The organism is Paraburkholderia sp. CNPSo 3274 (assembly GCF_024206475.1).
Lineage (GTDB): Bacteria > Pseudomonadota > Gammaproteobacteria > Burkholderiales > Burkholderiaceae > Paraburkholderia.
In genome coordinates this window covers 134,192-157,730 of the sequence record NZ_JAMBPR010000004.1, presented here as the reverse complement: position 1 = coordinate 157,730, position 23,539 = coordinate 134,192, and the positions used below count along the sequence as shown (strand labels likewise).

Sequence of the window (23,539 nt, the reverse complement as noted above, 5' to 3'; positions counted from 1 at the left end):
GGCGGCGAGGTTCAGACCTTAGCCGCCCGTTTTTGTTTTAGCAAGGACGCAGGCCTTACGCCTCGACGTCCTCGAAACTGAAGATTTCCGACTGGTCGTTGTACGAAAAGACCTCGCCATAACGCGCCCACTCGATCACGGTATCGAGCGTTTCTTCGGCGTCGACATCGGAAAGCACGTCCTCCAGCTCCTGCTCGAAGCGCACGCGCGGCGCGCGATGGCCCGGCCGCTCGTTGAGCACCTTCTTGATCCGCGCCGCGAGCGGCACGTTGCGCAGCAAGTGATCGGCGAACATGAGCTTGCGCGCCTGTGTGCCCATCTCCGCAAACACGCGCGCGGGCGGCGTGAGCAGCACATCGCCTTCGCGCACGTCGGCAAAGCCGAGCTGCTGGAGCATTTCCACGATCGGGAACAGGTCGTCCACTTCCAGGTGCAGCGAGCGTGCAATTTCCGGCATGTCGGCGCGGCCGTGATATGGCGCGGCCGCCAGCGTCTCGATCAGACCCGCCATGATGTTGGTCGACACATCCGGCAGGCGGCTGCCCACTTCGAGACGGCGATGCGTGGCCTCGGCGGCTTCGCGAGCCGTCATCTTCGCGTAGATTTCGTCCACGAGCTTGCGGAATGCCGGATCGAGCCGGTTGCGCGGATGCTTGAACGGCACCTTGATCTCGGCCGACACGCGCCCCGGATTCGACGACAAGACGAGAATGCGGTCGCACATGAACACCGCTTCCTCGATGTTGTGCGTGACGATCAGCACGGACTTGATCGGCAGACGCCCTTGCGTCCACAGGTCGAGCAAATCGGTACGCAGCGTTTCTGCGGTCAGCACGTCGAGCGCGGAGAACGGCTCGTCCATGAGCAGGAGCGTCGGGTCGACCACGAGCGCGCGCGCGAAGCCCACGCGCTGGCGCATGCCGCCCGAAAGCTCACGCGGATACGCGTTTTCGAAGCCGTCCAGACCGATCAGGTCGATGGCCGCCAGCGCCCGCTCGCGGCGCTGGCGCGCGCCCACGCCCTGCGCTTCGAGGCCCGCTTCCACGTTCTGCAGCACGGTGAGCCACGGGAACAGCGCGAAGGTCTGGAACACCATCGAGACGCCTTCGGCCGGCCCCTCGAGCGGCTTGCCGAGCCAGTTCACCTCGCCTTCGGTCGGCTCGATGAGCCCGGAGATGATGCGCAGCAGCGTGGACTTGCCCGAGCCGGAACGGCCCAGCAAGCCGACGATCTCGCCCTCGTGCAGCGAGAGGTTCACGTCGTCGAGCACGAGGCGCTCGTCCTCTTTCTTCGCGAAGCCGCGCGAAACATGCTTGACGGCGAGCACTTCCTGGCCGGGAGCGGGCCGCATCGGCAGCAGGTCGGATGAGACGATTTTCGGATTCAGCATGATGTCACTCCATCTCAATCGAGGCGCAGCCGGGACTCGGCGTACGCGTACAGCGGACGCCAGAGCACGCGATTGAACAACGTAACGAACAGGGACATCATCGCGATGCCCAGAATGATCTTCGGGAAGTCGCCGGCGGCGGTCGTTTGTGCGATGTACGCGCCGAGGCCGTGCGCGACGACTTTCGTGTCGCCCCACTGCACGAACTCGGAGACGATGCTCGCGTTCCATGCGCCACCGGAAGCCGTGATCGCGCCCGTGATGTAGTACGGGAAAATGCCCGGCAGGATGGCCTTCTTCCACCATTGCCAGCCGCGAATGCGGAAGTTCGTAGCCGCTTCCTTGTAATCGTTCGGATACGAGCTTGCGCCCGCGATCACGTTGAAGAGGATGTACCACTGCGTGCCGAGCACGATGAGCGGCGAGAGCCAGATGTCCGGATTCAGGTGAAAGCGCACGATCACGATGACGAACACAGGGAACAGCAGGTTCGCCGGGAACGCGGCGAGGAACTGCGCGAGCGGCTGGACCTTCTCGGCGAGCGCCGGACGCAGACCGATCAGCACGCCGAGCGGCACCCAGATCACCGAAGCGATGGCGATCAAGAGCAGCACGCGAAAGAGCGTGATGAGGCCGAGCACGAACACGTGCCAGACTTCATCGAGCGTCACGCCCGTGCGCACATAGGCCACCACGTGCCACACCACGAACACGGTCAGCGCGATCACGAACGCGGCCCAGACGATATCGCCAATGCGCGAGCGCTTGCTCATCGTGGTGACGACGGGCAGCGACTTCGGCAGTTGCACGCGCAACGGAATGCGCGCGAGCGTGGCGAGCAGGAAGCCCATCGGCACGAGCAGACGGTGAATGAGGCGCGTGCGGCGAATCAGGTCGAGCAGCCACGATTCCGGGGCGTCGCCCGAACTCGTGTTCTCCATGCGGAACTTGTCGGCCCACGCTACGAGCGGGCGGAACAGGAACTGGTCGTAGGCGAGAATCACCACGATCATCGCGAGAATCACCCAGCCCACGGCGTGCAGGTTCTTTTCCGCGATCGCCTGGGCCAGATACGCGCCAACACCCGGCAGCGTGATCGTATTGTTGCCCACCGTGATCGCTTCGGAGGCCACCACGAAGAACCAGCCGCCCGACATCGACATCATCATGTTCCAGATGAGGCCCGGCATCGAGAACGGCACTTCGAGCTTCCAGAAGCGCTGCCAGCCCGTGAGGTGGAAACCTCGCGAGACCTCGTCCAGATCACGCGGCACCGTGCGCAGCGACTGGTAGAAGCTGAAGGTCATGTTCCAGGCCTGGCTCGTGAAGATCGCGAAGATCGCCGCGAGCTCAGCCCCGAGCACGCGCGAAGGAAAGAGCGCGAGAAAGAACGTGACCGTGAACGAGATGTACCCAAGCACCGGCACCGACTGCAGGATGTCGAGAATCGGCACGAGGACCTGGCCCGCGCGGCGGCTCTTCGCCGCGAGCGTGCCGTACACGAGCGTGAAGGTGAGCGACGCCACCATTGCCGCGAGCATGCGCAGCGTGGTGCGCATGGCGTACTCGGGCAGGTTCGCGGGATCGAGCGAGATGGGCTGCGCCTTCAACGTCGCGATGGGCGCCATCGTTTCGTGAAAGCCGACGGCCGCCATCGCGATCAGGCCGATCATCAGCGGGAACGCCACGAAGTCCCAGCGGTTCGGCAGCACGCGCCACGCCGAGGCGTTGGCCGTGCGGTTCAGGTTGAAGCTGAACTCCATTAGCGGCCTCCGTTAGCGAGTACAGGCGTGGGCATGAGCACGCCGGCGCAGGCGCGCGCTGCGCGGCGGGTCGTTCGCAATGTGTGGTTGAACTGGTTCATGTCGAAGCACCGGCGATTGGTTATTGCGCGAATCCCTCGCGCGGCGCGTACGGCCGGCCGGGTCGGCTGGGCGTACGCGCGGAGATCCGTTACAGCTTGTCTGATTCAGACCCGAAACACGCGCGCTCGCAGGTCTCGCCAGCGCGCGGCGAGTCGCGATTCCCGGCAGGGCGTCGGAGCGCTCGCGCGCTCACGCGCGCCGATCACATCGGGATGGAGGGTGTGCTGCGTTGGCTGCAGTTGCGGCAGATGCGGCAAAAGAAGGCCGAAGTTCATACTGGTTCTCCTGGCGTCGCGGGGGACGCGTTGGGGAGGAAAGCCAGCAGACCCGGCAGAGCGCTTTCTTCAGCGCGTGGCGGCTCGCGTCTGCCCGCTTTCCTCAGTGCAATGCAAAAGGAAGCGGCATAACGGATAACTGTCACTGTCAGACATCGGAACTCCTTATCGTCACGGCGGCTGACCCCGGGGCTTGCATCGAGCCGGCGGCTCGAACGCGAAGCGGCTTCAAGGGCCTCAAGGCGCGCATGTGTCGATCCGCGCGTCGCGCTCAGGGCGCAACGAACGAACCGTGCCGCAAGCGCGCGTCGATCAGGGCGGGCTTACGGCGCGATGTCGGCCATCCGCGGCGCTCGATACGGTCAAGGCGCTGCGGCGTCGGTCGACGCTATTCAAGAGTGCACGAAGATTTACTGCTGGACGCGCACCATCTGCCTGGCTGGCAAGACGGCGGCTGAAAGAAAGGGAGCGCGGACGTCCTGCCGGTCAGGCAGCGAAACTATTCGAAGATCGACAACTGCTACTGTCCAAGGCGTCAGCCCCTTTTGTTAAGACGGGCGAATTTTAGGCGCGCCACCTGTCCGAAGTCAACACGATTCGCGTCCCGCGTCAAATCTCGTGCCAATGTCGCCACAGCGCCCGCTGGTGGCCGGCGTCCGTTCACTTCGCCATACGGCTTGCTATCCACTGCCTCTGTGCGACAACGGTTATCAAACCTCGCAGCAAGGTGCGTACCCGGCGTCCCTCGCGTCACGCGCTCTTGCGCAATGCCTGCTGGCTGGTTTCGCCGGCGCCCATACGCTCGAGCCGCTCGCTTGCTTCGGTCAGCGCCCACAGCGGCGCGCTTTGCAGCTGTCGGTCGTATGCATTCACTAGCTGCGCCACCGCCTCGAAGCCCGCTTCGTCCAGCTGCCAGCCGCCGCCCGTGTTGCCGCGCTCGAAGCAGGCGATCAGCACGGCATCGGCCGCTCGCACCTTTTCCGGTTCGAGCACGCCATATCCGGCCTCCGCAATCGATTGCGTGAGCACGTGAGCATGGAGCAAGGCGCGCGCGTCGTCGCCAGTGCCGCCGCGGCGGAGCGCGGCGAGCGCGAGATGCACCTGCAGCGCGAGTTCGTTGGCGACCGCGTGCGGGATCGGCAGCAGCATCGACTTGCTGCGTCGGGGGCGACCGGTTTGCGAGCGCTGCGGAAAAGGGATGGTCCTGGCCATGGAAGGGCAAGTAAGAGTCTGTTCCGTGCAATAACGGCACGCCGCGCCGAAGGTTAAGCGTCGACCCTCAAATCGAATGTAACGATCAGTGACAGACATGCGCCGCGCATCGCCTGGCGGGGCGGGCAACCGGCTGGCCGTGGCCGGTCGGCGGCCGCCTCAGCGCGGTTCGCCCCCGCCCTCTGCGCGCCGCGCGGCCATGAACGCCTCGATGTGGGCGATGGCCTGCTCGCACTGCTCGAAGCTCAGGAGGTGGATCGACGGATTGGGCAGGTCGAAGCCCAGTTCCTCCCCCAGCCAGCGGATGGCCTTGCCGCGCGCCTCAAAGGCGTTGACTTTGTCGCGCCGCATCTTCGCGGCCACTAGCGGTTCGAGCGCATCGTGCAGGCGGCTCTTGGCGTCGCGCAGGGCGGCGTTGGCAAGCCGGCCGAGCGGCACGTTGCGCGTGCTGCGTGCAGGCACGCCGATCCAGGCCTCACAGGGCGTGCAGACCCATAGCGGGCCGTGATCGTCGCGATACGGGTAGGCGTCGTCGGCGAAGCGCGCGAGCACCGCTTTCGCGCCGCAGTAGTCGCACAGCGGCTGCGGCAGCGCCTTGACGGGGCGGCCTACGCGCATGCGGCGCTCCTCGGGGCGATGGTCGATGGATGCATGACTTGACGGGTGAATGAGAGAAACGGTGGTCCGCTGCTGCGAGCGGTCCCTGGAGAAAGGATAACGGCAAACCCCGCGCACGGCATCAGCAGGACGGGGCGCCGCAGGCTGCCGCGCGCGATCAGTTCGCGCTCGCGGTGGCGTGCGCCTCTTCGCGCTCGAGCGCGCGCGTGTCGCGCAGGGCCGGAAAGAGCCGCATCCACAGCAGCGCGACGCAGATCGTCGCCACGCCGCCCACGAGCACGGCGCACGGCGCGCCCCACCAGCCAGCCGTGAGCCCCGACTCGAACTCACCAAGCTGGTTCGACGTGCCAATGAAAAGCGAATTGACCGCGCTCACGCGGCCGAGCGTTTCGTCGGGCGTGCGCAGTTGCACGAGCGACGTGCGCACGACCACGCTCACCACGTCCGAAGCGCCCAGCACCGCCAGCGCCATCAGCGACACGACGATATTGTGCGAAAGCCCGAACGCGATCGTCGCGCAGCCGAACACGATCACCCCGCCGAACATCGCGAGACCCGGCCGGCGCCGCAGCGGAAAGTGCGCGAGCCAGATCGAGCCCGCCAGCGCGCCCGCGGCCGTCGCCGAGCGCAAGAGACCGAGCGCGATGGGCCCGGCGTCCAGGATGTCGCGGGCGAATACGGGCAAGAGTGCCGTCGCGCCGCCGAACAGCACCGCGAACAGATCGAGCGACAACGCGCCGAGAATGACGGGCTGCGAACGGATGAACGCGATGCCCGAGAATACCGATTCGAGCGTGACGGGCGCCCGCGCGGGCGGTTTGGCGCGCAACGGGATCGTGCCCGAGAGCGTGGCCGCCGCCGCGAACGCGAGCGAGCAGGCCGCGTAGGCCGGCGTTGCGCCGATGCCGTACAGCAGGCCGCCCAGCGCCGGTCCGACGATGTTCGCGGTCTGGTTCGCCGAGGTCGACCACGCGGTCGCATTCGGCAGCTGCGAGCGCGGCACGACGCCCGGCAGCAAGGACGAAATGGCGGGCGACTCGAACGCGCGCGCCGCTCCCACGCACGCAGCGAGCGCATAGATGAGCGGCGCGCTCAGCCAGCCGCCGAGCGTGCCGGCCGCGAAGGTCAGCGCGGCGGCGCATTCGATGAGCTGGCAGACGGATGCGATGCGTCTGCGGTCGTAGCGGTCCGCCACGTGGCCGACAACGAGCGTGAGGCAGAACATCGGCAGGAACTGCGCCAGGCCGACAAGACCGAGCGCGAACGCGCTATGCGTGAGCGCGTAGATGTGCCAGCCCATGGCGACGGCGAGCATCTGAAACGCGAGCGACGACAGCACACGCGCGCCATAGAAGCGCTGGAAACCGCGATTGCGCGAAAGACTGGGCGGGTCGTCGGACGCCGCCTCCGGAGAAGGTGTGGTCATTGAACAGCGGGAAAAAGCGAAGAGTCGGGTGCGTGCGCAACCAGCAACGAGCGAGGCGCAAAGCGGCAATTTTAGTTCATGCGACGTCGCGCCACCGGATCATGGCACCGCACGATTCATGCGCTCGCAACGACGCTCGTGCGCGAACCCGCTGCCTGAACCGCGTCCTGGCCGCCATCCGGCCTTCGATATATTCCGTGGTATATTGCGCTGTCGGCGCGCGGCCAGCCGGGGGCGCCTAGCCGGGGGCGCCTAGCCGGGGGCGCCCAGCCGGGGGCGCCCAGCCGGGTCGAGGCACAGTCGCCGCACGCGCCCATGCACAGCCCGCGTTCCGCAGTGGATCAGAGGTCATCATGCACGCACCGCCGTTCCGCCTCGCCCGTACGCCGGGCGGCACATCTGCCGAAGAAACCCCGCTGCGCGTCCTGGCAAGCGCAGACTGCTGCGGCCCTTCGCAGGCCGAACTCGCCCGCGCGCGGCAGCGCACGCGCCTTGTCGAACTCGACGCCCATCTGCACTGCTCCATCATCGGCACCTGCCTGAGCACGCACGAACTGCGCAAGCTCGTTCCGAAATTCACCAGGCTCGACGCCCAGCGCGCGAGCGATCTCGAGATCCATCACGCCGCGGTCGAGCTGGCAATAGAAGGCGGCGCGGGCGGCAAGGCACTGCACAAAGCCCTCGACACGCGCTACGCAGGCGCGGTGCGCCGTTTCGCCAGCGCGCGCGACACGCGAGCCGTGCTCGCGCTCTGGAACGAATCGCTCGCGAACGGCGACATCCCGCCCGCGTACTGGGCGGTGATGACGCATCCGGCCACGACGATGGAAGTGCGCCAGGCCGCGTTCGGCGAGCTGCACATGCTCTCGCACCTGGTTGGCGCGGCCAATCGCGCCGACTTGCGCCGCCTCGTAGCGCTGGAAGCGGAAAACGCCGAACTCCAGACCAGGATCGAGCGCCAGCAGGCACGCTTGCACGAGATGAGCCGTGAGCGCGACGCAGCGCGCAATGCCCTCGATGCGCAAACCGCGCAGCTGGCGGCGCAGCGCGAGACAACGTCGCAGCACGCGCAGCTCGAAGCGCTGCAGGAAGCGCTCGCGGCACGCGACGCGCGGGTCGCGCTGCACACGAGCCGCCGCGAAATCGCCGAGCAGCGCGCGAATGCCGATGCCGCTGCGCTCCACACGCTGCGCGCAGCTCGACGAAGCCCACACGCTGATCGACGCCTTGCGCGCCGAAGTCCACGCAATGGAGCAGACAACGCAAGCGTACGAAGACCCGCAGGCCCAACGCGCGCTTCCCGAGGGTGCGCTCAAGGGCCGCCGCATCGTCTACGTGGGTGGCAGGCCGGGTTCGAATCACGCGCTCAGGCGCTGGGTGGAGTCGGCAGGGGGCGAGCTGACCGTGCATGACGGCGGCGCGGAGGATCGCAAGGGCCTGCTCGCCGCAGCGCTCGCAAACGCGGATCTCGCGGTGTTTCCCGTGGGCTGTATCGACCACGATTCGATGAGCACGCTCAAGCGCGTGTGCGAACGGCACCAGGTCACGTGGCACCCATTGCGCACGGCGAGTCTTGCCAGCTTCGTCGAGTTGATGATGCGGCTACATGCGAACGCGACGCCCACGCTCGCCGCGGTGCCCGTCTCGCGTTTCTGCTTGCGCCACGGCTAAGCGCCTGCGTTGGCGGCCGTGCGCCGCCGTGTCACATCACGTCAGGTCTTCACGAGTTTGACGAGTGCTTCGATCTCGGCCTCGCAGACCGCTGCGGCGCGCGCCTCGATGCTGCGATACAGGTGAACGATCTCTTCGCCCACCGGCGTGAGCATGCTGCCGCCGCCGCTCTGCCCGCCATGCTCCGAAACCGTGGCCGGCGACTCCAGCGCGCGGTTGAGTTCATCCATCAACAGCCACGCGCGCCTGTACGACATGTTCATGCTGCGCGCCGCAGCCGAGATCGAGCCATGTTCGCGAACGGCTTCGAGCAGCGACACCTTGCCTGGCCCGAGCGCGATCGTGCTGTCCTGAACGATGCGCATGCGAAAACGCACCTCGGGTCGGGCCGGTTTCTGCGCCTGTGCGGGCGCGGGAGCGTCTGCGCGCGGTTGATCGTTGGGGGACTTGGTCATGCGCGCAAGCATACACGATGCGTTCCGCCCGCCAGGCCCGCTGGATGGCTAACGCCCAGCAGGAAAACAGAAGCCGAAATCCTCGCAGCCGGGGCAACCGGGCGCCGGGCCCGGCGTGGCGCCCGACGCCAGCGCGAGTTCGCGCGCCAGCAGCTTCTTCCAGCGCAAGCCTTCCACGTTGCGCGCCACGATCTCAGGGAAGAAGCGCTCCAGCAGGCGCGTAACGTCATCGCGGCTACGCAGGCCGAGATCGCGCCACAGATGATCGGGTCGCAGGCACGCGTGGGCAATGATCGCGGCGAGGCAACCCACGTCGTCGGGGTCGGCTTGCGGCGCGGCAAGCGCAATGAGAAAGGCATGCATTGCCGCGGCGAACGCAGCATGCGACGCATCCGTCATAACGTGCGTGTGCGGCGCTTCATTCGTCACCGCACACACGAAGTGTCGCGCACCGAGCGCGTCGATCTGCGCGCGGGTCAAACCGAGCAACGGCAATTCGCCGCGCACCTCGCGCGCCGCGACGAGCCGCGCGAAGAACCAGGCGTCGGGCGTGCGAGACGCCTCTGGCGCCCCCGTCAGGGCGTCGCAGCGCGCGGACGCCAGAGCGTCGAAATCGCCCGACGGCGGCGCCGCGCCGGGGCCCTGACTGCCCTGAGTCATTGCGCTCACGTGCGCTCGCAGCCGCGCATCAACCGTCTACGCCGACGATCACGCTCGATGCCTTAAACAGCGCCGCTGCCTGCTTGCCCGCCGCGAGGCCGAGACGATCGACGCTGTCGTTCGTCACGATAGCCGCGATCTGCGCGCCGCCCGGGGCCGCGAGCACGACTTCCGCATTCACTGCGCCCTTCGTGACCGACGAAACCGTGCCCGCAACGACATTACGCGTGGACACCTTGCTCGCGTCGCCGTCGACCATGAGGATCACCGAGGATGCCTTCACGAGCGCGAAGGCCGGCTTGCCAGCGGCGAGACCCAGCGAAGCGGCGCTGCCATGCGTGATGATCGCGACGATCTCGAGGCCGCCGTCGGCGCGCAGCGTCACTTCGTCGTTGACAGCGCCGGCCTTGACCGCGCTGATCTGGCCGGAGAAATGGTTACGGGCGCTGGTACGCATGAAGGCCTCCATACATGAACAGGACCATGAATCGGGAAAAGAACCGGCCCTCAGTTTAGCTGTGTCAACGCGCACAGGCATTGATCGCCAAAATAGCGAATTGGGCGAGCACATGAATACAGCAGTCCAGCGTAATATATGGGCCTTTATAACGAACGGGGTGTCGAACATGTTTATCCGCAGGCTGCTGGCCTCAGTCGTCGTGGTGAGCGGTGTGATGGGCGCGATGGGTGCAAGCGCCAACGCATTCGCCGACGAATCCGATGTCAACGTGCTCTATGCAGGCTCGCTCGTCAACCTCATGGAAAAGAGCGTGGGCCCCGCGTTCGAAAAGGAAACGGGCCTGCATTTCAAGGGCTACGCAGCCGGCTCGAACAAGATCGCCAATGAAATAAAAGGCAAGCTGCGCCGCGGCGATGTGTTCATCAGCGCGAGCCCGAAGGTCAACGCGAGCCTCATGGGCGAGGACAACGGCAATCACGTTACGTGGTACGTGAATTTTGCCGAATCGCCACTCCTGATCGGCTACAACCCGAAGAGCCGTTTCGCTAACGACTTCAAGACGAAGAAGTGGGATCAGGTGCTGCAGGAACCGGGCATCCGCCTTGGCCGCACCGATCCGAAGCTCGACCCGAAGGGCGTCTTCACCGTCGAACTCATGACGAAGGCCGCGCAGGCGTACAACCAGCCTGACCTCGTGCAGAAGACGCTCGGCGCGCCGGAAAATCCCGAGCAGGTGCTCCCGGAAGAAACGCTCGTTGGCCGTCTGCAGTCGGGTCAGCTCGACGCGGGCTTCTTCTACTCGACCGAAACTTCCGACCTGAAGATTCCGGCGATCCACCCCGCGCCCGAACTGAAGATCAAGGCGAACTACACGCTCACGATTCTCAATGACGCACCCAACAGCGCCGGCGCCGCGCGCTTCGTGAACTTCCTGCTCTCGGCAGAAGGCCGCAAGCTGCTCGCCGAGCACGGCGTGGATGTGACGAAGCCTGCCGTCAACGGTCAGACCCAGGCGATCCCGCCGTCGGTGCAAGCCGTGATCGACGCCGCACAGCAATGACACAAGCCGCGCAGCGTGCCGGGCAGGTTGCCGTGAAGCGCTCTCAGCCGCTCTGGTGGCTCGGCGCGCTGCTCGCGGTCTATCTGTGCGCGCCGTTCGTTGCGAGCATTCCGCAGATCGGACAGGCGGACTGGGCCGGCGTCGACTGGCACGCCACCTGGTCGGCGGTCGGCGTGTCGGTCGCGAGCGCGAGCGTGGCCGCGCTCATCATCCTGCTGGGCGGCGTGCCGCTCGGCTACTGGCTCGCGCGTTCGCGCGCGCGTGGCATTGCGCTCGTCGGCTTCGTCGTGCAGTTGCCGCTCGCACTGCCGCCGCTCACGAGCGGCGTGCTGCTGCTGTTTCTCATCGGGCCGTATAGCGGCATCGGCCAGCTCTTCGGCGGCTCGCTTACCGACTCCTTCACGGGCATCGTACTCGCCGAGACCTTCGTGGCGGCGCCCTTCCTGATCGTCGCAGCGCGCTCGGCATTCACCGCCGTCGATCCCGTGTACGACGACGTCGCCGCCACGCTCGGCCATCACGCCGCCAGCCGCTTCTTTCGCGTCACGCTGCCCATTGCGTGGCCCGCCATCCGCGCGGGGCTCGCGCTCGCCTGGCTGCGCGCGTTCGGCGAATTCGGCGCGACCGTGATGGTCGCGTATCACCCGTATTCGCTGCCTGTTTATACCTACGTCGTGTTCGGCGGCCAGGGCCTGCCCGCGATGATGCCGCTCCTGCTGCCCACGCTCGGCATTGCGATCATCTGCGCGGTGCTCTCCGTCTATAGCCGCAGCGCACGCTCGACGCTGACGGTGAACCTGGACAACGGCGACGAACTCACGAGTATCACGCCAGCCGCCACGGCGGCGGAAAACGCCGACCTGCGTCTTGCCTTCGCGGCGCGCCGGCGTCTCGGCGCGTTCACGCTCGATGTTGCGTGGCAGCCGCAAACGCGCCGGCTCGCGATCATCGGCCCTTCGGGCTCGGGCAAGTCGCTCGCGCTGCGCATCATCGCCGGGCTCGAACGCAACGACGCGGGCTCCGTCGTGCTCGGGGCGACCGACCTCGGCGCGCTGCCGCCCGAACGCCGCCAGATCGGCTACATGCCGCAGGATTACGGGCTCTTTCCACACATGACGGTGGCGCAGCAGCTCGCGTTTCCCGTCGATGCCGACGCTACCAGCGCACGCTACTGGCTCGCGCACCTCGGCCTCGACACGCTCACTGAGCGCCTGCCTGGCCAGCTCTCGTTCGGCCAGCGTCAGCGCGTGGCGCTCGCGCGCGCGCTCACGCGGCACACGCAACTGCTGCTGTTCGACGAACCGTTCGCCGCGCTCGACACGCCGCGGCGCCGCCGTCTGCAGCAGTCGTTGCGGGCGCTGCAACGCGAGGTCGGCGCGGTGACGGTGATCGTCACGCACGACCCCGACGAAGCGGCGCTGCTCGCCGACGAAGTGCTCGTGATCGAACAGGGATGCGTGCTGCAGGCGGGCGCCGTGGCCGACGTGTTTCAGCAGCCCGCCACGCTGCGCGTGGCCGAACTGCTCGGCCTGCACAACGTCGGCGAGGGGATCGTGCGTGCTGGCGGCGCGATCGAAACGCCAACGGGACTGCGCCTGCCCTGCGCCGATACATCGCTTGCGGTGGGCTCGCGTGTGATGTGGCGGGTCTCGCCGCGCGCGCTCGTCGCGACGCAAGAAGGCGCGTGGCAGGGGCGCATTGCGGGCACGTCGCTGCGTCACGGCGACCGCTACGTTACAGTCGAAATCGCCGGAGAAACCTTCGATATCGCCGCAGAAGACGCGCCCGCATCGCATACCGGCGAGCTGTGCTTCTCGATTGACGCGAACGGCGTGCTCGCCTGGCCAGCATCGCACGGCTCCTGACTCACGACTCCTGAAAACGCTCACCTTTCGCGCCGAAGTGCTCGCGCCGGTGTCGCGCGCGTTGACAAAAAAGCCCCTTTTCAATGGGATTTTTGCATATGCGGTTAGCGATTCGATGCGCAATTTCGCACCGTTGTTCACGGTCCCCGAAAACACTCACCTTTGGGCGTCTCGCGCTCGAGCGCGCAAGGTTTTGATTGCTAACACCTGGTACTCGGCAATATTCGGATCCCTTAACCTGGGACTACCAGGAAAATCTTGCGCGCCAGAACCAGGTTCTCCTGTACATCGGGATCACGAAACTTCCGCAGCCGATCACGCGCGACGGTGATTTCGGCACGCTTCGTCAACGAACCGTCGCAACGCCACGCACGCCGCTCCCGAATCTTCTCACCCATGACCGCGACGCCGCGCTCAGATCATGAAGCGGCTGTCTTCTACGAGCACGCGCGGCAAGGGTTGAAGGTCAGCGCGCGCGAAGCGCACCAGGGAGAAGGCGCGCAAACCTTGCGGGCTCGACGGCAGCCGCGCGAGCGGGAACACGATCGAGGCACTGTTGCCCGGGCCGCCGTTTGCAAGCAGGACATTCATCGGGCTCAGGCAGATCTCGCGCATTTCGACGTTCGTGTATTGCGCGGGATTCGCGAGCACCCTGCAAATCACCGTGAGTTGGTGCTCGAGCGCTTCGCTCTTGAGGCCGAGCGCGGCGATCTCGCTCGCGTTCTGCGCAATCTGCGCCTCGACCTTCGCCACTTCGGCGACGCTTTGCACGGCGTGCTCTCCCAGCATGCGTTGCGTCCCCGCGCCGTGGCGCGTGAGCAGTTGCAGGCGCGTTCTGAGCAGCGCGCGCTCCTGTTCCAGCACGTCGCGGCGCGACTCGTCGGCGCCGATCTGCTCGAGTCCTTCCAGTGCGATCTGCTCGACCACGCGCTGCACGATCTGCTCGCGAAGGTCGCTTTCGGTTTCGCCGCACACGCGCACCTGATGGTCGTCGAAGCTCAACGTAGTCTGCATGACATCGGTGTGCACCTCGTCGCCATACTGCTCGACACCGAAGGCACACCGCTCGTTCAGGGCCATGCCGAGCACCGCGTAAGTCTCGCGCGCAAGCGCATGACTCTCGAACCATGCGTGCAGTTCAGGCGAGCGGCTCAGCACATGGCCGACCTCGTCGGGTGCGGCGAAAAATGCATGGATATAGGGATCGCTCGACCAGGTGGCGGCGCTCGCTTCGCGCGCGGGCGGCATGCGGTCCACCACGTCGCGCACATACGCGACCGATTGCGCGAGCGCGGGCACAAGCCGTTCGCGCCACTCGGGCACGAGCTTGAGCGTGGGGCTGAGCACTAGCAGACGCTCGATCAGCGTCTGGATTTGCGGCGATTCCGGCGCCTGCTTCGCGCGGGCGCGCGGCCAAAGCCTGTCCAGGATACCCATGGAAAACTCCGTTGCAGACCGCTCGGGCGCGGCGGCGGTGAAGCGTAGGGCGCACAACGAGGCCTCTTGTCGCGAACGACTATACCGCGAATCACAACCCGCCCGCGGCGACGCTGCCGCGGCGCAGCAACGGCTCGCGCTGCGTGTATGTTCCCGGAAACACTCACCTTTGGTCTTCTTTGCGACGGCCACCTTGCTACGCATGTTTGTGCGGCGCGCGCACATTGACCTGCAATCCGAATCAATTAGATGTTCGAGAAAATCGTGATCGACAGCATCACGCCGAAGCCCTTCGACGACGACGCATTCAATCCGAAGAATCTCGATTACAAGTTCTGAAACCTGAGTCGCGAGAGGAAAGGTGAGGCTTTTCGGGAGGAGCGCATGACGTTCGACTCCTGGAACTCCTCACCTATCGTTGTATCGGTGAACTCACGATGCGGTGAATGACTCACCGCCGTGCGCGCTCAACGATACTTCTGCAGCTCGGCATCCGTAATCGGTTGCGCCGGCAGATTCAGCATGCCAGGCAAGTCGCCCAGCTTCGGCAAGCCGCTGATATCGGCCCAGCGTCCGCCTGAACCTTGATAAATAAGCGTAGGCGTACCGTCGAACCCGAGGTCCTGAAAGAGCTTGATGTTGTTGTCGAGCTTGTTCTTGTCGGTGGCGGGAATGTGCGCGAGCGGTGCGATGCCGCCCGATTCGTCCTTCTCCGAGTAGTGCGTTTCCAGCTCTTTGAGCAGCGCGGCGCCGTCTTTCGACTCCAGCAGCGCGGCCGCTTTGCCCGCCGAATCGGGCTTCAGAAAGCCCATAGGAATCCAATGCACCTGCAGGCCGACCGCTTCATACGGTTGCAGTGCTTTCCACACCAGGTGACAGTAAATACAGTTTGGGTCCATGAAGACATAAAGCGTCGACTTCACGTTCGACCCATTCGCGCCTTCGACGATCGCACTCGCATTCTGCAGGCTTGCAGCAGCCGTTGCGGGCAACCAGGTGGGCTCCGGAGCACCGGCGGCCATGGCGCCAGCGCTCATGGCCAGTGCGCCTGCGGCGATCAGCATGCGTGTGAACTTCTTCATTCTTTTCCTTTGACTTGGATAGCGCGTCACGTCTCGCGCCTGTAGAGCGAAGGCTCGTATCTTAGGGTCGAGCCGTGGCGCGTCACTGACGCCAATATGGCAAAGGCGTCAGGTTAACAGCAAAGGTGAGAGTTTGCGGGAGGACGTCGAACCCTAGAACTTGAAGCGCAACTGAAACCCGATGGTAAATGGCAGATCGTCAGACGGTATCGGCGGAATGACGATGAAGTTCACGCCCACGCGCTTGTACGCGACCATCACGATAGGCGCGACCACGGGCCCGATCGTATGGTCGTGGCCGAGGCCCCAGTTGCCATAGTTGTAGCCGGAGATGATACCGCCCATCGCCGCGAGCCGCACGAAGCCCCAGTGCAGAAACTCGGGTGCCCACACTGCGCCGCCATAATAAGAGGGCCGGCGCAACGAGTTGCGAAAACCGCCTGCCGTGAGCGCCCACGTGTCGCCGGGCCAGCATTCGATGCCGAGGCCGGGGTTGAATTGTTCGAAGTCCTTGTCGGGATGGATGTGGTACGAGCCCACCATCGCGTCTACCCACAGGCCCGAACTACACCAGTTCGCCGCGTGCGCCGACTGCGCCGTGCCGAACAGCAGCAGCGGCAAGAGCAGCAGGGCAGTCGCTGCGCCGCGTTTCGTTCTCTTCGCTTGCGTTGTCGCTTTAGTTATCGTTCTGGTTGCTGCGCCACCTTGCTTCTGCCAAAACCGCATGGGCTCTCCGTCCTTTCTTGCGCCGATCCTGCAGGGGATCGTCTGTTTTCTGATTGCTGGTTCGCGGTGAATGACGAACTGTACCGCAACCCGATGCGTGCGCAATGGAGCCCAGGCTCGGACCGGGCAACTCGCTCGCCGCCGGCATGGTGCCATCGTAGCGAGTCGTCCCGATGAAAGCGAAGCGTCAGAGGCCGAGGTCGGAGAGGCCCGGATGATCGTCGGGACGGCGCCCGAGCGGCCAATGGTAGAGACGATCCGCCTCGCGGATCGGCAGGTCATTGATCGATGCATGACGGTGCGCCATCAGGCCGTTCGCGTCGAATTCCCAGTTTTCGTTGCCGTACGAGCGGAACCAGCTGCCCGAATCGTCGCGCCACTCATAGGCGAAACGCACCGCGATGCGATTGTCCGTGTACGCCCATAGCTCCTTGATCAGACGATAGTCGAGTTCACGCGCCCACTTGCGCGAGAGCAATTCGACGATTGCCTCGCGGCCCGTCACGAACTCGGCGCGATTGCGCCACACGCTTTGCGGCGTATACGCAAGCGAAACGCGTTGCGGATCGCGCGTGTTCCAGCCGTCTTCGGCGGCGCGTACTTTTTGCATGGCGCTCTCGCGCGTGAACGGCGGCAGCGGCGGACGCACTTCGGGCGACTCACTCATGGTCTTGCTCCTTGCGTTGGGCGGCGCGCCGGGACGGTGCGCGCAATGGGGATCGGCTTTGGGATTGGCTGCGGGAATCGAAACCGCTTTTCGGTGCGAGGGCTTCGAGCAACGATCGGCCTGCCGCGCGTGCGTCGAGCGCGGCATCGGCGTCGCCGCTTACGAGCGCCACGCCGATCGCGCCGTCGATCAGGATCAGCCATTGCCGCGCGAGGCGGGCGGCGACCCGGCGATCGACGCCGACGCTCGCGGCCCACGCATCGCTCTGTTCGCGCACGAAGTCGAGCAGGCGCTCCTTGTGCTCGCGCGCGACCACACGCACTGGGTCGTCGGGCGACGCGATCTCGCCAGCGGCGTTCAGAAACGCGCAACCGTGAAAGCCTTCGGAGGTGAACCACTCGCGCAATACGTCGAACATGCCGGCAAGGCGTGCCTGCGGCGTGCGTCCGCGCGCAAGCGTGCCGGCGACGAACCAGCGCATCCAGCGCTCGTCGCGCCGCGAAAGCGCAGCCGCGACCAACGCGTCCTTCGATTCGAAATACGTGTAGAAGCTCTTGCGCGCCGCACCCGCTGCGCGAACGATCGCATCGACACCCGTTGCGTGAATGCCGCCCGCGTAGATCAGCGCCTCGGCGGCGTCGAGCAGGCGCTCGCGCGCGTCGGCCTGCGGCGCTTCTGCGTTCGCTTCGGAGTTCGTTACAGCGGGCGGGCTCATGGCTAGTCTCGTTCAGCGCGATTGCGGCGGGATTGCGAAGGTCAGGGGAGAATGATCGTTCTCCCAGTTCGCAATGTAGAACGATCATTCTCCCAAGTCAAGATACTTTGCTCTCTCGCGCGCCGCGCTGCGCGCTAATGCGATCCCAAAGCGAGCGTCCTGAAACCGCGAACACGGCGGCCACGACCAGGGTGAGGCCCAGCACGCGCGTGAGCGTAAGCGGCTCGCCGAGCAGCGCCGTGGCAAGCGCCACGCTCGACACCGGCGCCACCGCTGTAAAGACCGCGGCCTCGCCGCCTGGCACGCGCGCCGCGCCCGCGTACCAGAGCCAGAATCCGCCCACGGTCGGCACGAGCGCGTAATACGCCACGCCACGCACGGCGTTCAACGGCACGGCGTGGGCGGCGCCCAGCCAGCCGGGTAGCGCGCATAAGCCCGATACGACGAAGCCGATTCCCGTCATCGCGCTAGCCTGAGCAAGGGGCGGCCACGGCCGCGAAAGCCGTTTGTTCAGCAGGACGAACAGGCTTTCGCACACGACGGCGCCGAGGATCATCGCGTCGCCCGTGAGCGAGCGGGCGCCATCGCGATGCTCCCCGGGCGCGAGTGTGACCAGCGCCACGCCGAGGCTCGCGATCGTCACCGAAACGAGCGTGTTTGCGCGCAGCCGCTCGCCCAGCACCAGCGCCGCCGTCAACGCGCAAACGGCCGGCAGGGTGCCGAGGAGGATGCCGGCGTCGCTCGCGGACGTGCGCTGTGTGCCCGCGATCAACAAGACCGTATAGCCGACGCTGCCGATCGCAGCCTGTGAGACGAGCAACAGCGCATCGCGCAGGCCGGGACGCGGAAACGCCGTACCGGTGAGACGCATGAGCAGCAGAAAAACCGGCAACGCCATCCCGAAGCGCAGCGCGGTGGCGGGCAGCGGATCGAGCCCGGCGCCGATGGCCTTGCTCGCAATGACCGTGCTGCCCACGGTCAGCATGGCCGCCGTCAATTGCCACTGCGCGACGGATCGGGGGGAGAGGGTCAAGCGTCGCGCGTTTTCGCGCGACGACAATCGTATCGACATGGAGCGCTCCTCGTGGTGATACGCCTGTATAGGCTCACCACGACGCGCCGTCTTGGATCGTTGTGCGTCAGCGCATGATGCGCGTGAAACTCATGCCGCGCGCGTGAGCCGGTAACGCCCCGGCGATACGCCGAACTGCCGCGCGAACGCGCGGTTCAGGTGGCTCTGGTCGCAGAAACCGGCGGCCAGCGCGGTCTGCGCCGGGGCATTCCCCGCCTTGAGCAGGCGCCGCGCGAGCGCCACGCGGCGATGCAGGATGTAGCCGTGCGGCGCGACGCCGAACGCACGCAGGAAGCCGCGATGGAGCTGGAAGCGGCTCAGCCCCGCCGCCTGTGCGAGTTCAGCGAGTGAGAACGGCTGGGCCGGATCGGTGTCGATCATGTCGCGCACGCGCGCAAGCGACGCCGGTGAGCACTGCGCGAGCGCGCGCCGGTGGCCGAGCGCCTCGACGAGCCGTGTCATCACCTCGAGCGCAGCGGCGTCGAAGGCCATATGTGAGAGGTCACGGCTTGGGTCAGTGACGTGTGTGAAAGCCGCATCGAACAGCGCGCGCAATCGCGGTTCGCTGATCACCGGCGCATGGAGCGCAAAAGCAGCGTCGTCACCTTGCGTGACGTCGGCTTGCAGCGCGTCGACCCAGCGCGGCTCGAAATACAGCATGCGCCACGTGCGCCCGGCGGCGTCGAGCGGGCGGCCGTCGTGCACCTCGCCCGGATTGACGAGGATGAGGTCGCCCGGTACGGCCTCAACCTGGCCCGCGTCGCTCAGCGAGACATGGCCACCGCGATCGATTACGCCAATGCCGTACTGGTCGTGCGTGTGACGCCCGAACGAGCGCCCCGTGGCGGCCGTCATCGCGTCGACGTCGCGCACGAGCGTGGCGTGAAAACGCACGGTGTGGTTCGTCACTGGCATGGTCGGCTCTCCGCTCGTTCGGGCTCCAATGGGCGTATGAGACCGGAGTTTCGCGCGGTGCGCAATGTGCGCGTGACCTGGTTGGGAAAGTGCGCGGTCGCTGCGATCCGGCCCCGTCGCGTTATGCTTCGCGAACCGGGGGGAAGAAACGCACCTCGCCAAACGTACTTACGGATGTCAACGAGTTACAGGGAGATGAGATGAAAGACCGGCCGCTTGTGTCGCTTGCGCCTCTCGTTCGCGGCGCGCGCCGCGCCTTCTGCGTGGCGCTGTGCGCAGCGAGTCTAGTCGCGTGCACGCCGCTGCGCGTGGTCACGCACAGCGTGAGCCGCACGGAAGCCGACGTGCCAGCGGGACACTACGCGATGGACGCGCATCACTGGAGCATCGTATTCGACGTCGATCACTTCCACTACACGCGCTTCGTCATGCGCTTCGACCGCGCGCAGGCGACGCTCGACTGGCAGGCAGGCGGCCTCGAAGCGGCCACGGTCGACACGACCATCGACGCCACGAGCCTCGACACCAATGTCGGCGCACTCGACGCCATGGTGAAAGGACCGCAGATGCTGGATGTACAGCGCTATGCGCAGATCCGCTTCACGAGCACGCACTTCGAGCGCACGGGCGAAGGGCGCGGCACGCTCACGGGCAATCTCACGATACGCGGCGTGACGCAACCGGTCACGCTCGACGTGACCTTGAACGGCTACGCGCCGAATCCGCTCACGAAGCAGCCCACGCTCGGCTTCGCCGCATCGGGCCATTTCAATCGCTCGGCATTCGGGTTAACGAGTTGGTACCCCGCCGTGGGCGACCGGATCGACGTGCGCATCGAGGCCGAATTCGAGCAGCCGGCGCCGGGCGCAGCGCCATAAGAGCCGCAGTCGAACCGATACCCGCAATGCGCGTTCAGGCCGTGGTCCAGTCGAGAATCACCTTGCCGCTCTCGCCCGAGAGCATGGCCGCGAAGCCCTGCTCGTAGTCGTCCACGTTGAAGCGGTGCGTGATGAGGGGCGAGAGATCGAGCCCGCTCTGCAGCATCGCGACCATCTTGTACCAGGTCTCGAACATCTCGCGACCGTAAATGCCCTTGATTTCCAGCCCCTTGAAGATGACCTGGTTCCAGTCGATGGCCGTTTGCGCGGGCGGAATACCCAGCAGCGCAACCTTCCCGCCGTGGTTCATCGACTCGAGCAGCGCCGTGAACGCGCTCGGCACACCCGACATTTCGAGGCCGACGTCGAACCCTTCGGTCATGTGCAGTTCCGCCATCACGTCGCGCAGCGACTCGCGCGAAACGTTCACGGCGCGCGTCGCGCCCATCTTGCGCGCAAGTTCGAGGCGATAATCGTTGACGTCCGTGATGACGACGTTGCGCGCGCCCACGTGCTTCGCGATCGCCACGGCCATGATGCCGATCGGCCCCGCACCCGTAATCAGCACGTCCTCGCCCACCAGGTTGAACGAAAGGGCCGTGTGCGTGGCATTGCCGAACGGATCGAAGATCGCGGCGAGATCGTCGGAGATCTCGGGCGGAATCTTGAACGCGTTAAAGGCCGGAATCACGAGGTATTCGGCGAACGCGCCTTCGCGGTTCACGCCCACGCCCGTGGTATTGCGGCACAGGTGGCGCCGCCCCGCGCGGCAGTTGCGGCAGAAGCCGCAGGTGATATGCCCTTCGCCCGACACGCGATCGCCAATCTGGAAGCCGCGCACCTCCTGGCCCATTTCGACGATCTCGCCCACGTATTCGTGGCCCACGTGCATCGGCACCGGAATGGTCTTCTGCGCCCAGTCGTCCCATTTCCAGATGTGGATGTCGGTGCCGCAGATCGCTGTCTTGCGGATCTTGATCATCACGTCGTTATGGCCGACTTCGGGCTTCTTCACGCGCGTGAGCGTGAGTCCGGGCGCGCGTTCGAGTTTGGCGAGTGCTTTCATTTGATTCGTCATCCTTGTTAAATCACGCCGAGCTGCTTGCCTACGCGCGCAAACGCTTCTACCGCGCGCCCGATCTGCCCGGACGTGTGCGCGGCGCTCATCTGCGTGCGAATGCGCGCGCGCCCCTTGGGCACGACGGGATACGAAAAGCCGATTACGTAGACGCCCTCGTGCAGGAGCGCGTCGGCCATTTTCGAGGCGACCTGGGCGTCGCCGAGCATCACCGGAATGATCGGGTGCTCGCCGGGCACGAGCATGAAGCCGAGCGCGCTCATTTCGCGGCGGAACTGCGCGCCGTTCTCGCGCACCTGGCGGCGCAGTTGTGCGCCTTCGTCGCTCGCAACCAGCTCGAGCACCGCCAGCGAAGCGGCCGCGATACTAGGCGTCAGCGTGTTCGAGAACAGATAAGGGCGCGAGCGCTGGCGCAGCAAGTCGATGACTTCCTGCTTCGCCGCGATATAGCCGCCCGACGCGCCACCCAGCGCCTTGCCGAGTGTGCCGGTAATGATGTCCACGCGCTGCAGGACGCCGCAGTGCTCGGGCGTGCCGCGCCCATGCTCGCCGATGAAGCCCACCGCGTGCGAGTCGTCGACCATCACAAGCGCGTCGTAGCGGTCCGCGAGATCGCAGATACCCTTGAGGTCGGCGATGATGCCGTCCATCGAGAACACGCCGTCGGTGGCGATAAGCTTGTAGCGTGCTCCGGCTTCGTCGGCTTCTTTCAGCTTTGCTTCGAGGTCCGAAAGATCGTTGTTCTTGTAGCGATAGCGGCGCGCCTTCGAAAGGCGCACGCCGTCGATGATGCTCGCGTGATTGAGTTCGTCGCTGATGATGGCGTCTTCTTCGCCGAGCAGCGTTTCGAAGAGGCCGCCGTTCGCGTCGAAACAACTGGAATAGAGAATACAGTCTTCGGTTTGCAAAAACGTGGCGAGCGCGCTTTCGAGTTGCTTGTGCACGGTTTGCGTGCCGCAGATGAAACGCACCGACGCCATGCCGAAACCATCGCGCGTGAGGCCGTCTTTCGCGGCGGCGATGAGACGCGCGTCATTGGCGAGGCCGAGGTAGTTGTTCGCGCAGAAGTTGAGCACGTCGCTGCCGTCTGCGAGCCGGATATCTGCCGACTGCGGCGTGGCGATCACGCGCTCGTTCTTGTAGAAGCCATCGGCGCGGATCTGGTCGAGCGTCGCGCGCAAGTGGTCGATATACGGGGTACGCATGAATCGTGCTCCTCACATAGCTGCGGCTTGCCGCAGTTTTGCTGCGGTTTGCCTGCGGTTTGCTATAGTCGCCGTCAGCCGTTGGCGAAAATTTCCTTTATTTCGAACCTAAGTTCGATATGTCGAACGCACTCTAATCGATGAGGCCGTGAATGGCAAGCACCCGCAAACCGCGAACCGACCCGGCGGGCACCGTTCCGGACGCCCCCGCATCGGCTGCAACTAACGTACCGCCTGCGTCCGCCGTACCTGCCACCGCGCCGCCGCGCGTGGGCGAGCAGATCCAGCGGCTGCGCACCGAGCGCAAGATGACGCTTGACGACCTCTCGCGCGCTGCGGGCGTCTCAAAATCCATGCTATCGGAAATCGAGCGCGACAAGGCGAACCCGACCATTGCCGTGGCCTGGCGGCTCACGAACGCGCTGGGCGTAAAACTCGATTCGCTGTTCGCCGCCCCGAAGGCGCCCGAAGCGATCGCTGTGGCCGGGCCGCACGACATCCCGACGCTGCACGGCCACGACGCGGGTTACCAGTTGCGCGTATGGGGGCCCATCGAACTGGCCGGCCACTTCGAATGGTATGAGTTGACGCTCAAGCCAGGCGGGGCGCTGGTGTCGGCCGCGCACGAACCGGGCACGCGCGAGCATCTCACGGTGCTGCAGGGAAGCATCGAGGTCGAGGCGGCCGGCGCAACGCAGCGCCTGAGGGCCGCGGACACGGCGCGCTATATCGCCGATCAGCCGCACGCGATCCGCAACGCCGGCAAGGGCGAGGCACGCGCGCTGCTGGTGGTGATCCATGGCTGAC

General features: G+C 65.7%; 23 protein-coding genes and 1 pseudogene. 5 read left to right on the top strand and 19 right to left on the bottom strand.

Features of this window, described 5'->3' with window-relative positions; all coding sequences use genetic code 11:
* Positions 1–55: 55 nt before the first annotated feature.
* The 6 genes from M3I54_RS04110 to M3I54_RS04085 form a co-directional block, all read right to left on the bottom strand.
* On the bottom strand, positions 56–1,390 hold the full coding sequence (locus tag M3I54_RS04110) for an AAA-associated domain-containing protein (RefSeq protein WP_254333257.1): 1,335 nt from the start codon (positions 1,388–1,390) through the stop codon (positions 56–58).
* A 14-nt stretch (positions 1,391–1,404) separates the two neighbouring features.
* On the bottom strand, positions 1,405–3,153 hold the full coding sequence (locus M3I54_RS04105) for an ABC transporter permease subunit (protein WP_254333255.1): 1,749 nt from the start codon (positions 3,151–3,153) through the stop codon (positions 1,405–1,407).
* Between the two features lie 206 nt (positions 3,154–3,359).
* The gene (locus tag M3I54_RS04100; protein WP_254333253.1) at positions 3,360–3,530 is read right to left on the bottom strand and encodes a hypothetical protein; all 171 of its coding nucleotides are present in this window, start codon (positions 3,528–3,530) and stop codon (positions 3,360–3,362) included.
* Positions 3,531–4,280: 750 nt separating this feature from the next.
* On the bottom strand, positions 4,281–4,679 hold the full coding sequence (locus tag M3I54_RS04095; protein ID WP_254333251.1) for a hypothetical protein: 399 nt from the start codon (positions 4,677–4,679) through the stop codon (positions 4,281–4,283).
* 222 nt (positions 4,680–4,901) lie between these two features.
* Positions 4,902–5,360 (bottom strand): zinc-finger-containing protein, encoded by a 459-nt coding sequence (locus tag M3I54_RS04090; protein WP_254333249.1) that lies wholly within the window; start codon positions 5,358–5,360, stop codon positions 4,902–4,904.
* Between the two features lie 157 nt (positions 5,361–5,517).
* Entirely contained in the window at positions 5,518–6,786 is a 1,269-nt protein-coding gene (locus M3I54_RS04085; protein WP_254333247.1) for an MFS transporter, read from the bottom strand.
* A 353-nt stretch (positions 6,787–7,139) separates the two neighbouring features.
* Between M3I54_RS04085 and M3I54_RS04080 the strand changes: the two are divergent.
* A pseudogene (locus M3I54_RS04080) lies at positions 7,140–8,457 on the top strand (DUF2325 domain-containing protein).
* 41 nt (positions 8,458–8,498) lie between these two features.
* On the opposite strand, the gene M3I54_RS04075 reads toward M3I54_RS04080, so the two are convergent.
* From M3I54_RS04075 to M3I54_RS04065, 3 genes are read right to left on the bottom strand one after another with little or no spacing between them, the layout of a single operon-like run.
* Positions 8,499–8,912, bottom strand: a complete 414-nt coding sequence (locus M3I54_RS04075; protein ID WP_375542088.1) for a winged helix-turn-helix domain-containing protein — start codon at positions 8,910–8,912, stop codon at positions 8,499–8,501.
* A gap of 48 nt (positions 8,913–8,960) precedes the next feature.
* Positions 8,961–9,572 (bottom strand): nitrogen fixation protein NifQ, encoded by a 612-nt coding sequence (locus M3I54_RS04070; protein ID WP_254333336.1) that lies wholly within the window; start codon positions 9,570–9,572, stop codon positions 8,961–8,963.
* A 28-nt stretch (positions 9,573–9,600) separates the two neighbouring features.
* A complete protein-coding gene (locus M3I54_RS04065) occupies positions 9,601–10,029 on the bottom strand; it encodes a molybdopterin-binding protein (protein WP_069261529.1) in 429 nt (142 codons plus the stop codon).
* Positions 10,030–10,198: 169 nt separating this feature from the next.
* On the opposite strand from M3I54_RS04065, the gene M3I54_RS04060 reads away from it, so the two are divergent.
* Together M3I54_RS04060 and M3I54_RS04055 are read left to right on the top strand one after the other, a co-directional pair.
* The gene (locus M3I54_RS04060; protein ID WP_254333245.1) at positions 10,199–11,092 is read left to right on the top strand and encodes an extracellular solute-binding protein; all 894 of its coding nucleotides are present in this window, start codon (positions 10,199–10,201) and stop codon (positions 11,090–11,092) included.
* Entirely contained in the window at positions 11,089–12,957 is a 1,869-nt protein-coding gene (locus M3I54_RS04055; protein WP_302058830.1) for an ATP-binding cassette domain-containing protein, read from the top strand. Before M3I54_RS04060 ends, M3I54_RS04055 begins: the two co-directional genes overlap by 4 nt.
* A gap of 233 nt (positions 12,958–13,190) precedes the next feature.
* Here the strand turns inward: M3I54_RS04055 and M3I54_RS04050 are convergent, their stop codons facing one another.
* The 8 genes from M3I54_RS04050 to M3I54_RS04015 form a co-directional block, all read right to left on the bottom strand.
* Positions 13,191–13,355, bottom strand: coding sequence for a hypothetical protein (locus M3I54_RS04050; protein WP_254333241.1), 165 nt, complete (start codon positions 13,353–13,355; stop codon positions 13,191–13,193).
* A gap of 16 nt (positions 13,356–13,371) precedes the next feature.
* The gene (locus tag M3I54_RS04045) at positions 13,372–14,394 is read right to left on the bottom strand and encodes a hypothetical protein (protein ID WP_254333240.1); all 1,023 of its coding nucleotides are present in this window, start codon (positions 14,392–14,394) and stop codon (positions 13,372–13,374) included.
* 467 nt (positions 14,395–14,861) lie between these two features.
* Positions 14,862–15,476, bottom strand: a complete 615-nt coding sequence (locus tag M3I54_RS04040) for a thioredoxin fold domain-containing protein (protein ID WP_254333238.1) — start codon at positions 15,474–15,476, stop codon at positions 14,862–14,864.
* A gap of 153 nt (positions 15,477–15,629) precedes the next feature.
* Entirely contained in the window at positions 15,630–16,202 is a 573-nt protein-coding gene (locus tag M3I54_RS04035) for a hypothetical protein (protein ID WP_254333236.1), read from the bottom strand.
* A 187-nt stretch (positions 16,203–16,389) separates the two neighbouring features.
* Complete coding sequence (locus M3I54_RS04030) at positions 16,390–16,869, bottom strand: nuclear transport factor 2 family protein (RefSeq protein ID WP_254333234.1); 480 nt, start codon at positions 16,867–16,869, stop codon at positions 16,390–16,392.
* On the bottom strand, positions 16,862–17,584 hold the full coding sequence (locus M3I54_RS04025; protein WP_254333231.1) for a TetR/AcrR family transcriptional regulator: 723 nt from the start codon (positions 17,582–17,584) through the stop codon (positions 16,862–16,864). Before M3I54_RS04025 ends, M3I54_RS04030 begins: the two co-directional genes overlap by 8 nt.
* Before the next feature lie 97 nt (positions 17,585–17,681).
* A complete protein-coding gene (locus M3I54_RS04020) occupies positions 17,682–18,656 on the bottom strand; it encodes a DMT family transporter (RefSeq protein WP_254333229.1) in 975 nt (324 codons plus the stop codon).
* A 90-nt stretch (positions 18,657–18,746) separates the two neighbouring features.
* Positions 18,747–19,571, bottom strand: a complete 825-nt coding sequence (locus M3I54_RS04015) for an AraC family transcriptional regulator (RefSeq protein ID WP_254333227.1) — start codon at positions 19,569–19,571, stop codon at positions 18,747–18,749.
* 200 nt (positions 19,572–19,771) lie between these two features.
* On the opposite strand from M3I54_RS04015, the gene M3I54_RS04010 reads away from it, so the two are divergent.
* On the top strand, positions 19,772–20,449 hold the full coding sequence (locus M3I54_RS04010; protein WP_254333224.1) for a YceI family protein: 678 nt from the start codon (positions 19,772–19,774) through the stop codon (positions 20,447–20,449).
* A 34-nt stretch (positions 20,450–20,483) separates the two neighbouring features.
* Here the strand turns inward: M3I54_RS04010 and tdh are convergent, their stop codons facing one another.
* Together tdh and M3I54_RS04000 are read right to left on the bottom strand one after the other, a co-directional pair.
* Positions 20,484–21,515, bottom strand: a complete 1,032-nt coding sequence (gene tdh / locus M3I54_RS04005; RefSeq protein ID WP_254333222.1) for an L-threonine 3-dehydrogenase — start codon at positions 21,513–21,515, stop codon at positions 20,484–20,486.
* A gap of 17 nt (positions 21,516–21,532) precedes the next feature.
* Positions 21,533–22,732, bottom strand: coding sequence for a glycine C-acetyltransferase (locus tag M3I54_RS04000; RefSeq protein WP_254333220.1), 1,200 nt, complete (start codon positions 22,730–22,732; stop codon positions 21,533–21,535).
* 152 nt (positions 22,733–22,884) lie between these two features.
* Between M3I54_RS04000 and M3I54_RS03995 the strand changes: the two genes are divergently transcribed.
* The gene (locus tag M3I54_RS03995; protein WP_254333218.1) at positions 22,885–23,538 is read left to right on the top strand and encodes an XRE family transcriptional regulator; all 654 of its coding nucleotides are present in this window, start codon (positions 22,885–22,887) and stop codon (positions 23,536–23,538) included.
* Position 23,539 lies beyond the last annotated feature (1 nt).